Here is a 12,694-nt window from a genome sequence, read left to right on the forward strand (position 1 = left end):
CGCGGTTGCCGGTCACGCCGTCGGCCCGGCCGGGGAGGTCCCGTGCGGCGGGGCTCTGGGTGAGGTGCACGGCGGGTGCGGTCGTGCGGGTCAGCTCGGGCGGTGCGGTGCGGTTCCAGTCGGCGCCGGGGTCGGCCTGGGCGGGGTCGGCGGTCAGGAGGATCCGCAGCGGGCCGTCGGCGCCGTCCCGGGTCAGGACGGCGGGGTGCGCGGGCGTCAGCACGGTCCTGGCGGTGCCCGCGCGGACGGCCAGGGCGCCTGCCATGGCGACGGCTCCCGGGCCGATCAGGGTGAGGGGGACGTCGAGCGGGACGTTGCGCAGGAACTGCCGCACGAGGACGACGACTTCGTCGTGCGGCACCCGGCGGGTGGTGCCGTCCGGCCCCGGCAGGTCGACTCCGTCCGCGTCGCCCTGGGCCATCAGCACGAACGTGCCGGGGGCGGGGGTCTGGCGGCTCTGGCCGGTGCCGGGGGTGCGGTCGGTGGAGACCCGGTAGGTGTCGGTGGCCAGCGGCGCGGGGAGCTGCCTGCCGGTCAGGTTGAGGCCGGTGGGCACCCCGGCGGGGGTGCGGATCAGCGCCTGGGACAGCAGCCCGGAGCGCCGCAGGTGGTGGGCGGCGACGGCGGCCGGGTCGTGCACGTCGACGCCGGTCAGCGCGGCACCCGCCATCAGCCACAGGGCGGTGTTGCGCACCGCGTCGGTGCCGGGCGGAGGGCCGTCGATGTGCAGCAGGCGGGCCGCGAGGGCGTCCGGGTCGGGGCTGGTCATGAGGGCATGACCGGCCTTGGCGATCGCCCAGAAGACCAGGGGCCTGCGGGGGTCGCCGGGTTCGGGCAGCGCGGTGAGGCCCATCACGCCGAGGCCCTGCTGATGGATCAGCGGCATCAGCAGGGGGGCCTGGTCGGCGGCGCCGAGCGGCACGAAGTCGTGGAGGGTGACCGGCCCCGGGGCGGCGCGCAGCCGGCGGTGGGCGGCGTCGAGGACCGCGCGGACGGCGTCCCGGAGTTCGGCGGTGTCCCGGAAGGACTCCGGCCTCGGCCTGGGCGTGCCGCTCTGTTCGAGGTGGCCGCGGACCACGAAGTCGAGGAGGTCCATGCTGAAGGGGCCCGCCTCGGCGAGGGCCGGGTCGGCGCGGCGCATCAGCTCCAGCGCCCCGATGCCGCGCAGGAGGGTGCGGTACTCCCCCGCCGGCTGGTCGCGGTCCTGCTCGATGCCGTGGCCGTACACCTCGCGCAGGGCCCGCACCAGCAGCAGTGTGTGGGTGCGGTCGGCCTCCGCCACGGGCGCGTTCTCCGGCAGTCCGAGGGCGGTCCTGGCGAGCCCGTCGAGGGTCTCCCCCCGGGGCTCGGCCAGCAGCCGCGTCCACCGTCCCGGGTTGCCGAGGGAGGTGGTGTTGAGGCCCTGGACGATCTCGTTCGTGGCGTCTCTGCCCGCGAGGGCGTGCACCCGGTCGGGGGCGAACAGCGGGTGATCGTCGCCCAGTTCGTTGACGACCTGCTGGGCGGCGGAGATCGTGGTCAGCCGGTTGGGCACGAAGGGCGCCTCGGCCCCGTCGTGGAACAGGGTGAGGTTTCCGCCGTAGGTGGCGTTGCTCCAGCACGCCTCCAGCACGACCGGGGCGTCCTTCTTCAGCGCCTGAAAACTCGGGCGGCGTGTGAGGTAGCGGCCTATCTGGGTGCCGCTGGCGACCTTCGGGGCGCCCCGGCCCCCGTCGCCGGTGGCGTCCACCGCGAAGAGGAAGCCCGGCAGGCCGTGCAGCATGAAGTGGTAGGCGCCGAGGTCCTTCCAGGGCGCGTCCTCCAGGTCGCCGATCCGGCGCTTGGTGACCGGATCGAAGTGCGCGTGGGGCGCGTCCTGGAATTCCTTGCCGAGCAGGGGTTCGCGGTCCAGGAGGTCCGCGTCGGTGAACACGGCACGGCCGCCGGGCCGCCGGGTCCGGGGGTCGGTGAGGGTGACGGACTTGAGGTCGCGGTCCATCAGCCTCGAACCGTCGGCGAGCAGCAGGAACCCGTCCTGCGGGGCCCAGGCGGCGCCCTGGCCCGCGTCGTCGGGGGCGACGGAGATCCACTTGCCCAGGGGCAGTCCCTGGGCGCGCCGGTCCGCGGAGGGGACGCCGAACCTATTGGTGGCGGGCTGGTAGTTCAGCTCGGGGACGCCGCTGTGCACCATCAGGCTGCGGCCGATCCTGCGGGCGATGCCGCGCGGGGTCTCCAGGCCGCCGTCGCCCGCGTGCGGCACCACCAGCATGACCAGGGCCCTGTCTCCGCGCTTGGTCAACTCCTGGTCCATGGCGAGGAGTTCGGCGAACTCCTGGCCGGATATCTCGCGGGTGGTCCCGTCCGGCCACGGCAGCACGACATGGTCGCGGCCGCCGTCCGCCTCCACCAGGTAGGGGCGGTTGTCGCCGGTGTGGTCCGGCATCGGTCCGGTGGACGGCGCCGGGCCTTGCCTGAAGGTCCGGCCGACGATCGAGTCGTCCCCGGGGGAACGGAGCAGGGTCCGCTCGGACAGCAGGTCGCCCCGGCGGGCCAGGTGGAAGGCGGCCAGCGCGGCGAGGCTGCGGTCGTGCCCGGCCGCCGTCGCCTCGGCCACCAGCGTGTACAGCTCGGCGCGGGTCGCGGCGTCGACGGTGGCCGACGGGTCCAGGTGCAGGATCCTGCGGGCCAGCGCGGCCGGGTCGAACGGCCCCTGGGCGAAGGCGGGTTCGGCGGCGCGCAGGTCGTCGAGCCGCTGCACGGCCGCCGTCCCCGGCGGCAGCATCAGGTCGACGGCGACCTGGTGCGGGGCCGACTGGCCGCTGTCGTCCGGGAGTTGCCGGGTGGAGGGGACGACGGTGAAGGAGTTCTCGGCGCCGGGCCGCCCGAGGGCGGAGCCGAACGCCTCGGTGACCGCCGTCGCGAGGACGCCGCTGGCACCCTGGGTGGAGGGGGTGCCGGTGGCGTCGTACGCGGTCACTTCGAGGCGCGGGCCCGGGAGTCCGGCGAGCCGGTTGCGCAGTCCCGCCTCCACCACGCGTCCGGAGAGGTCCCTGATCCGCTTGCGCTGGTTGGCGCTGAGCCTGTCGGCGCCCTCGGTGAAGTTGGTGCGGCTGGTCGCGGGGAGCATCGCTTCCACGGGCCCCCAGACCGGGGGCGTGCCGCCGGGCTCCGCGAGCGCGAGGGCGTCGAGGGCGGCGGTGACCTCGGAGGTCGTGGTGTCCACCGGGGGGACGGCGGTCGCGGTGGCGGGAGCGGCGGTGGACGGTCCCGGTGCCGGGGAGGCGGCCGGTGCGGTGCTCGCCTCGGGGGCGGTGGCCTGCCGGTTGCCCCGGCCCTTGCCCTTCTTGCCCGCGCTGTCGGCGTAGCGGTCGTAGACGCGCGAGGTCCACACCCCGCCCGCGGTGCGCTCGGGCGCGACCGGCGGTACGGAGGTGCCGGTCGGGTCGGCGGGCACGGTCACGGTGGTGGCCGGGTCGGACGGCGCGGTGACGGTACCGGTCGCGGGGGCGGGAGCCGAGGCGGTGGCGGTCGCGGGGCGCGTGACGAACTCGACGGTGGCGCGGGGTGCCGCGGCGGGCAGGTCGTTGCCGATCCGGCCGCGCACGTCGAGGGTGAGCAGGTCGGAGGTGAGCCGGTCCTCGGGCCGCACATCGGCCTGGTAGACGGCGAGTTCCTCGTCGAGGCGGGTCAGGAAGTAGGCGCGGGCCGTCTCGGCGCGGGCGGCTCCGGCCGTCCTGGCGTCCGCCGCCCGGCCCTCGCCGTAGCCGGTGAACACGGCGTGCGGCAGCGGCCGTCCCGCGTGCGCCGCGTCCAGCAGGGCCAGCGCCGTGCGCTGCGCGACCTCGCCGAGAGCGGCCTTGGCGCCGTCGGTCAGGTCGTTCGTCCCGGGCGTGAAGTCGGCCCGTCCCGGCCCCACCGGCGCGGCGGACCGGGCGGGGGCCGTCGTACGCGACGCCTGGGCGGGCGCGGCGTGCGCGGGGCCCGCGGCGGTGCGGGTGCCAGCCCAGGAGCGCAGCATCCGGGTCAGCGTCCCGGCCACCACGCCCGTGTCGATGCCGCGGGGCTGGGCGTAGGCGGCGATGGTCTGCTCCAGCTCCGTCCACTTCAGGACGGAGCCGCGGGCCGCCTCCCACGCCCCGAAGCCCGTGATCAGCTCGTGGAACTCGGCGGCCCGCTGCGGCGCGCTGTCGATGTCGGGGCCGTGCGTCTCGCGCAGCACCCGCACCCAGCGCAGCGCCCGGTCGGCCCGGTCGGGCCAGGACGCGGGCAGCCCCGCCCGGTCGGCCCAGGCGTTGAGCGACGCCCACTGCGGGTCGGGGCGGAACTCCAGGACGCGGTAGACGGGGCGGTCCGGGTCGTCGGACTTCACCAGGCGCGGCGGCATGTCGCCCTCCGCCGGGTGGATGGTGACCTGGGCGTCCATCGCGATCACGGTCCGGCCGGTGCGGTTGGCGAGCGCCTGCGCCGCGAGGGCCTGGTCGAGGCGGTCCCGGCCGGGCGCGCGCAGCGCCATCTCGCACCACACCAGCCACACCGGGGCGTCCGGGGGCATCGACTGGAGGACCGGGTCGCGCAGGAGCAGCCGTCCGATCTCGTCGGGCGACACGACCTGGTTGCCGCCCAGGCTCCGCACGGGCAGGACGGCGCGGCTGCGGTCCCCGTGCCCGACCACCACGTAGGCGCCGGTCAGCGACCTGGGCAGCAGACGCAGTCCGCTCTCCCGCTCGCGGTAGACGCCCGGCAGCCCCTCCATGTGGTCGGTGTAGTGCGCCACGTCGGAGACGGTGAGCAGGCCGTCCTCCAGGAGGGCCATGTCACGCGCGTTGAGGAAGACGCGCACGGTCAGGTTCTGGCCGTCGGCCGAGGGCAGCATGTACGACTGGATGTCGTCGTCGGTGAACTCCTGGCCGCTGGAGCCCCGGACCCGGCCCGGGGGGCCCTGGTCGGCGCGGCCGGGGTCGCTGGGCAGCCAGGTGCCCACCGGCTCCTGGTTGGGCGCGTTGTTCGCGAGGACGATCGCCCGGTGCGCGGTGCCGTCGTTGAGGGGCTGGAGCCGGACGTCGCCGCCGGTGGACCAGACCCGCGCCTGGAGCCGCTGGGCCACCCACCGCTCGAAGGCGAGCGTGCCCCGGCCGGTGGCGTCGCGGATCACCAGGACCACGGGGGTGTTCGCCGGGCGGTCCGGGTCGTGGGCGAGGAGTTCGGTGAACTCGGCGACGTCCACGGTGAAGGTGGTGCCCCCGGCGTCGCGGACCACCAGTTCCGCGTTCTCCGTCTGCTCCGCGAAGACGACGTGGGCCGGGCCGCCGCTCCAGGGCGCGGCGTTCGCGTCCCAGCCGCCCTGCGCGGTCCTGCGGGGCGCGATGTCGAGGCGCAGTCCTGTGATGGGCTGGCCGAGCCAGTTGCGGCCGGTGGCGCGGCCGTCGGCGCCGGTGACGGTCGTCGGGCCGCCCAGCGCGCCCCGGCGCTGGAGTCCGTAGGCGGCGATGGCGGTGAGGCTGTCCGCCCTGCCGTGCCGTTGCGCGCTGCTGACCAGGGACAGGAAGTGGAACGCCTCGTCCCGGGTGACGGCCCGGTCGGTGGGCAGGTGCAGGACCTGGCGGGTGATCCCGGGCAGGTCGAGCTGTCCGGGGCCGGAGCGGGGGTCGTTGGCGCGGACGGTGTCCACCAGGGCCAGCGCGTTGAGCATCTGGGCGGCCTCGGGCGCCTCCCGCACGGCGGGCCCGAAGACGGACTGGAGGACCGCGCCGAGGTACTGCTCGTAGCTCTGCCCGCTGCTCGGCGGCGGGGGCAGCGCGGTGGCCGTCGCCGTGGCGGGCGCGGGCGTTTCCGTCAGGGGGGTGCTCGACGTCAGGGGGGTGCTCGACGTCAGGGTGGGGACGGGGGCCGGGTCGGTGTCGGGCGCCGGGACCGGGGCGATGTCGTGGGGCTGCGGGCGCACGGAGCCCTCGGCGCGGTCCCAGAACGCCCGGAACCCGTCGTAGACCCAGTTCTCCTTGCGGGCCTCGGCGAGCTGGTTCACCGGGCGGGCGCCGACGTCGGGGTCGATGCCGTACAGCCGTTCCAGGAGCGGCAGCAGCCGCTGCTCGTGGCGGCGGACCCACGCGGACCCGTTGTTGCGGCGCTGCCGGGTGTAGCCGTCGCGGCCGCCGTTGGTGCCGAGGTAGGCGTTGGTGGCCTGGGCGAAGTACTCGAACTCGTCGAGGGAGGAGTAGTTGGGCTGCTTGCGGCGGCCCGAGGGGTCGTGCAGCGGTCCGTCCGGCCAGATCCCGGCCTCGCCCTGGGCCAGCTTCTCCTGGTAGGCGTCGTGGATGAGCTGCTTGTCCTCGGCGGTCAGCCCGTACTGGTGGACGGTGTGCGCGAACTCGTGGGTCGTCGTGGAGTAGCCCTGCGGGTAGGAGGGCCGGTCGGTCTCCGTGGAGGTGACCTCGCCGAGCAGGTTCTCCTCGGTGACGCCCGCGGTGCGGGTGCCGACGCCGCGGACCTCCTCCCAGGGCCGTCCGTCGGGCGTGAAGGTGCCGGCGAGGTGGCGGAAGGCGTCCAGGGTGGTGATCGCCTCGCCCTTGGGGACGACCGCGACGCGCGCCCCGTCGTGGAGCAGCCGCACGGCCACCTCGGGGTCGCGGAGCATGCGGGAGACCTGGTCGAGCACCTCGCGCCGGGCGGAGACCGGCTGGTCCACCCCGGGCGGGATCTGCACCATCAGCTGGGCGGCGGTCCTGGCGAACTCGGCACTGTCCAGCTCGCGTCGCAGGGTGTCCACCAGCACGCGGTCGGACGCCAGCCGTTCGCGGTCGGCGGGCGGCAGCAGCGCCAGCTCCCGGGCCCGCTCGTCGGGCGTCAGACGGGGCAGCAGGGCCGCGAGCTCCACGACCGGGTCGACGGCCGCGGGCGTCGGCCCGGGGGTTGCGGTCGTGGCCGGGACGGCGGCGGGGACGGTCCGCGGGTCGGCCGGCGGCTGCCCGGACGCGGTGGGGATCGCGGTCGCCGGGAGGGCCCCGGAGACGGTGACGGTCTCGGCGGGGAGCTCGCGGGAGGCGGTGACGGTCGTGGCGGGGAGGTCGCTGGACGTGGTGACGGTGGCCGTCGGCGGGGCGGGGACCGGGACGGTGGTGGACGTCTGCGGTGCTCCGGTGAGCGTGCGGTCCAGGGCCGGGGCGACGGGTGAGAGGCCGAGGCCCGCGCGGAGTTCGTTGGCGAGGGTGACGCCCGAGGGCGCGTCGTGGCCGTGGGTCAGCAGGTGGTCGGCGACCTGCCGGACGGCGTCCCGGTAGGGGTCGGCCGCGTGCCGGGAGTCGGCGAGGACGGGGGCCGAGGCGGGCGGCAGCACCAGCGCGACGGCGCTGTCCCAGGCCCGGTCCACCTGGGCGGGGGTGGGCGGGGGCGTCGCCGTCCGGGGCACCGGGCCCTCGGTGGACGGGCGCGGGTCCTGGCCCGAGGCGGTCGCGGGACGCGGGTCGGGGTGGCCGGCCGCGCTCGTGAAGTCCGTGTGGGTCGCGTCCCACATCCGCAGCGACGCGTTCGCCGCCACGGCGTCGAGCGCCGGGGGCCACGGGTCGGGCTGCCGTGCCATCAGCAGCCGCGCCTGGTCCGCCGGGTCGAGCGCGGAGACCGGTACGGGCCCCTCGGCCGCCGGGGAGTGCTCGGGGCCCGGGGTGATGCCCAGGTCGCGCAGCTCGTCCTGGGTGACGACGTCGTCCGGGCCGTACAGCCCGGTCAGCTCCCGCACCAGGGGGTCGGGAGGTCCTCGGCGGTGATCTGCCCCGCGATCCAGGCGCGTTGGGCGCTGTCGCGGTGGACGGGGGGCGGGGTGTGGTCGGGGTCGAGCGGGCCCGTGGTGTGCGGGTCGACGCCGAGGTCGCGCAGCCGGGCGGTGGCGGCGAGCAGGTCGGCGTGCGCCTGCCGGGCCCTGGCCTGGGCGTCGGCGAGGGCGGCGCTGTCGGCGGTGGGCCCGGCCAGTTCGTCGACGGCGCGGTCCGCGTCGGCGTACCGGGTGAGCGCGTCGTCGTAGGCGGTGCGGGCCTGCGGGACGCCGGGCCGCTGCTGCTGGCCGCCGGGTGCGGGGGGTGCGGCCTCCCGCGGGGCGGCGGGGGTGTCGGTTCCGGTGCCGCGGGACTCCGTCGGCGTGCCGTTGTGCTGGCCGCTCTGGTCCCTGCGGTCGCTGGACTGCTCGGAGCCGGTGTGGTTCTGGGAGTGCTGTCCGCCGGTCTGCGCCGCGCCGGGGTTGCCCAGGCCGTGCGAGGTGTTGGAACTCCCCGGGGAGCCGAGGGCGTTCGGGGTGTTCAGACCGCCCGGGGTGTTCAGGCCGCCCGGAGTGTTCAGGCCGCCCGGGGTGCCGAGAGTGTCGGGGGTGTCGAGGGCGCCGGGGCCGGTCAGGGTGTCCGGGAAGCGCAGGCGGTCGGCCTCGGGGGTGGTGAAGGCGGACGTCGGCGTCTTCAGCGTCGGGGGCAGGGCCCCGTTCGTGGTCGCATCCGTCGTCAGGTCGGTGGTGTTGAGGAGCGAGCTGTTGCGCGTCGTCGACGTGTCGGCGCTCTCGGGGACGTCGAGGTAGCCGGGGGTCTTCAGGTAGTCCGGGGTCTTGAGGTAGTTCGTGCCGGTGGCGGTCAGGGTGCTGGTGCTCGGCAGCGTCAGCCGGTCGGTTCCGGAGCCGCCGGTGTAGCCGGAGGTCCGCGAGGTGATTGAGCTGGTGTCCGAGAAGGAGTCGCTGTCCGTGGGGTCGAAGAGGCTCGGCGGACGGGACGAGGTGTCGGACCCGGTCTCCGACCCGACCGGCGGGACGTACCCGGGGCTGACCGGCGGGGTGACGACGGGCGGCGGGGTCACCACGGGCGTGTGGCCCGCCGTCGGGACCGGCGGGGCGGTCGGCGGCGGCGTGAACCTCGTCGTGGAGTCCGGGGTGGGCGTGGAGCGGTTGCCCGCCTCCCGGTCGAGCCGCTCGTTCAGGATGTCGGTGGTGTTGCGCTGGTACCGGGTGAAGAGGTTGCCGTCCGGGAACAGCTTGGGGTGCAGTCCGTGGTAGCCCTGCTCGAACGGCTTGCCCATGAAGATCTGCGAGATGCCGCTGAGGCCCGCGCCCGCCAGCGAGGTCCAGTCCCACTTGCCGAGCACGATCGCCGTGGCGATGGTCTCGCCGAAGCCCTCGGTGACAAACGTGGAGGGCAGGTCGAAGACCGCGTTGTTCGCGTTCTGCTTGGTGAACGGGTTCTTGAACCGGATCTCGAACTTCCCGAACACGTCCTTGTTCAAGTTGTTCTTGAAGGTGTTCGAGAGGCTGTTCTTGAGCTTGTACGCCCACGCCCCGAAGTGGCTGATGAAGAAGCCGGCCAGACCGCCGACGGCCGCCGAGATCCCGACGTCCTTCCAGTTGATCTTGTCGGCTCCGACCACGGCCGGGTTGATGGCCATGGTCAGCAACTGGGCGGCCAGGTTCTGGATGGCCTCCTCGAACGCCTCCGAGAGCGAGGGGAAGGCCTGCACGTACCGCAGCAGCCGGTCGATCGTCATCAGGATCGCGAGCCGGGCCCGCATCCGGGCCAGGATCATCTCCGAGACCGAGGCGCCGCCGGTGAACGCGGCGATCGCCTCCAGGAGGGCCAGCTCGATGATCAGCCAGAAGACCTCCATGATGATCTCGAAGTGGGCCTGCTGGATCTGGACCGACGCCCGGCCGCGGTCCTGGGTGTAGCGGTCGAGCTGGGTGATGAACCGCTGGAGGACGTCGTCCCCGTTGCGGTTCACCAGCTGGGAGAGGGAACGCTCGTAGGCGTCGGCCACGTTCGGGGGCAGGCCCCGCTTGCCCCTCTCGATCGAGTCGAGCATCTCGAACCGCAGGTCCCGCATGCCCGCGGCCAGATCCGTGAAGGAGTCACGGCTCTGCCAGGCCAGCCGCGCCCTCGCCTGCAACGGCTTCTCGCCGAGCAGGACGAAGAGCATCTTGCCGACCTCGTCGGGATACTCGATGTCGAACATTCAGTGCTTCCCGTGACCACCGGTGGTGTAGTCCCCGGAGTTCGACTGGGCTTCGTGGATCCGGTCCTGCACGTCGCTGTGGACGCCCTCGATGCTGCCGACGCTCTTCAGGATGGCCGACTGCCACCCGGTGAGGAACTCGTCGAGGGAGTCGAGAACCGCGAGGCAGCTCTCCTTCTGCCGCTTGTTCTGGCCCTCGGTCGAGTCGTGGAAGTCGTCGTCCTGGCCGTTCCACTCCTCGGTGGCCGCGACGGTGCCCTGGAACCGGCCGCGCATCTTCTTCGGCGCCCCGGCCATGCCACCGATCACCTCGCGTGCCGCCCGCAGGTCACCGAGGTCAGCCTCGTAGTTGTTCCATCCGCTCATCGTCCGTCACCTCTCCACGCTCAGTCGCTGTCTTCGTCGATCTCGTCGCGCAGCCGGTCGCGGCCGGGCCGTGCGGAGGCGGTGCGTCCGCCGCCGTCCAGCGCCGAGCCGAACATCCGGTCCCAGTCGACGTCGAGGCCCCGGCGGACCGATCCCGCCGGTCCCGGCCGGGTGAACGGCTCGAAGGTGTCCATCACCTGACGCGCCATCCGTGCCCGCCCCTGCTGGACCGCCTCCATGATCGAGGCGGCAAGCTGCGGTCCTGTCATGTTCTGGTGCTTGTTGTCGAGGAACTTCAGCGCCTTCAGCTCGCCCTGCGAGCCGACGGTGGCCTCCACCACGCGGTCCGCGGACCTGACCGTCTCGGAGGCCTGCCGCAGGTCCGCCTGGACCCGCGCGACCGCCGCCTGGGTGGCCTCCAGTTCGGCCATGGCCTGCGCGATGCGCTCCTGCAATGGCTCGGACATCGGACACTCCCGTCAGAGAAAAGCGATGATCATTGTGCAGTACCCGGGGGCCGGAATGCCATTTTCCGACCCCCTTGTGACCGAACGAACTCCACTGCCGAACGCCCCAGTTGACCCTTTTGATCCACCGTGGGCGACTCGTGGCAGCCGCTAGCGGCCGATCACCGCGGGCGAGCCGCCCTCCTCGGTGCCCCAGACGTCGTCGTCCTCCGGGGCCCAGACCTCGCGCTCGCGGTCGCTGCTCTCCGTCTCCTGCTGGCCGGGGCCCGCGCCCGCGCCGCCCATCGGCAGGAACGGGCTGGAACCGCTGGTCGCGATGGTCTGGCGCTCCTCGTAGGAGCCCTTGCCGCGCGGGGCGCTGCCGGGACGGCGGTTGCTGACCACCTCGCCGTCGATGACGTTGCGGACGCGCTCGGCGGGACCGTCGCCGCCCTTGCCGCCCATGCCCCCCATGCCGCCCATCCCGCCCATGGGCATCCCGCCCATGCCTCCCATGCCGTTCTGGGCACCGAGGCCCGCGGGCAGCGGACCGCTGTTGAGGGGCGTGCCGCGGTTCGCCATCGCCTCGTCGACGCCACCGCCGGACACATCGGCCAGGGACGGCTCGCGGTACGGCGAGTCGTCGTACAGCTCCTCCTCGTAGGAGGGGTCGCCGTAGTCGTAGGTGGGGGTGTTGCCCGAGCCGCCGAACCCGCCGCCGTTGAGCTGGTGCGAGTTGTACTGGGGGACGGCGCTGTTCGGGTCGTTGAGATAGCCCGTGGTCGTCGTGCCGTCGGGGGCGGTGATCGAGGTGGCGCCGGTGTCGGGGTCCACCCGCGAGATGCTGCCGTCGGGGTACTCGGTGACGACCTGGCCCTGCGGGTCGAGGTGGGTGGTGCTGCCGTCGGGGTTGGTCAGCGAGTCGCCCGCGTTGAGCGGGCCCGAGTACGAGGAACCGTCCGGCCTGGTGATGGTGGACGTCTGGGTGTGCGGGTCGACCACGGACTTGCTGCCGTCCGGGAACTCCGTCACCACCCTGCCGTGCGAGTCCAGATGGGACGTGCTGCCGTCCGGGTTGGTCAGCGAGTCGTCGCCGTTGACCGGGCCGGAGATGTCGTGGTTGACCTGTCCGAGATCGCCGTTGTTCAGCGAATGGCTCAGCTGCTCCTGCTTCTTCTGGTACTCCTCCTGCTTCTTCTCCTGCTCCTCGCGGACCTGGTCCTGCTTCTGCTGCGCCTCCTCCTGCTTCTTCTCCTGCTCCTCCCTGATCTGGTCCTGCTTCTGCTGCGCCTCGTCCTGCTTCTTCTCCTGCTCCTCGCGGATCTGGTCCTGCTTGGCCTCCTGCTCCTCGCGGATGCGGTCCTGCTTGGCCTCGGCCTGTGCCTGCTTCTCCTCGGCCTTCTGCTGGGCTTCTTCCTGCTTCTTCTCCTGCTCGGCCCTGATCTGCTCCTGCTTGGCCTCGGCCTCCTCCTGCTTGGCCTCCTGCTCCTTGCGGATCTGGTCCTGCTTCGCCTCCTGTTCCTTGCGTATCTGGTCCTGCTTGGCCTCCTGCTCCTTGCGGACCTGCTCCTGCTTCTCCTCCGCCGCGGCCTGCTTGGCCTCCTGCTCCTTCTCCTTGGCCTCCTGCTTGGCCTCCTGCTCCTGGCGGATCTGCTCCTGCTTCGCCTCGGCCTCGGCCTGCTTGCGCTCCTGCTCCTTCTCCTTCTTCTCCTGCTCGGCCTTCTGCTGAGCCACCTGCTGGACCTGGAACATCTGGGCCTTCTGCTGGGCCTCCTCCTGCTTGCGCTGGGCCTCCTCCTGCTTGGCCGCCTGCTCCTTCTCCCTCGCCTCCTGCTTGGCCTCCTGCTCCTGGCGGATCTGGTCCTGCTTCTCCTCCGCCGCGGCCTGCTTGGCCTCCTGCTCCTTGCGGATCTGCTCCTGCTTGGCCTCGGCCT

General features: G+C 73.6%; 4 protein-coding genes and 1 pseudogene. All 5 read right to left on the reverse strand.

The window, feature by feature from the left end:
• The coding region (locus GA0115242_RS26405; protein ID WP_141721756.1) for a lonely Cys domain-containing protein at positions 1-7,708 on the reverse strand (7,708 nt) is incomplete at its 3' end.
• Positions 7,696-9,948: a hypothetical protein gene (locus GA0115242_RS26410; RefSeq protein WP_093832701.1), complete on the reverse strand. Its 2,253-nt coding sequence runs from the start codon at positions 9,946-9,948 to the stop codon at positions 7,696-7,698. The genes GA0115242_RS26410 and GA0115242_RS26405, both read right to left, overlap by 13 nt.
• Positions 9,949-10,314 carry a hypothetical protein gene (locus GA0115242_RS26415; RefSeq protein ID WP_093832703.1) on the reverse strand — a complete coding sequence of 122 codons (366 nt, stop codon included), beginning with the start codon at positions 10,312-10,314 and terminating at the stop codon, positions 9,949-9,951.
• Positions 10,315-10,334: 20 nt separating this feature from the next.
• Complete coding sequence (locus GA0115242_RS26420) at positions 10,335-10,781, reverse strand: YbaB/EbfC family nucleoid-associated protein (protein ID WP_093832705.1); 447 nt, start codon at positions 10,779-10,781, stop codon at positions 10,335-10,337.
• 150 nt (positions 10,782-10,931) lie between these two features.
• Positions 10,932-12,694, reverse strand: a pseudogene (locus GA0115242_RS40920) (microtubule/TRAF3 and DISC1 binding protein); the annotation flags it as partial.

The organism is Streptomyces sp. SolWspMP-5a-2 (assembly GCF_900091845.1).
GTDB lineage: Bacteria > Actinomycetota > Actinomycetes > Streptomycetales > Streptomycetaceae > Streptomyces > Streptomyces doudnae.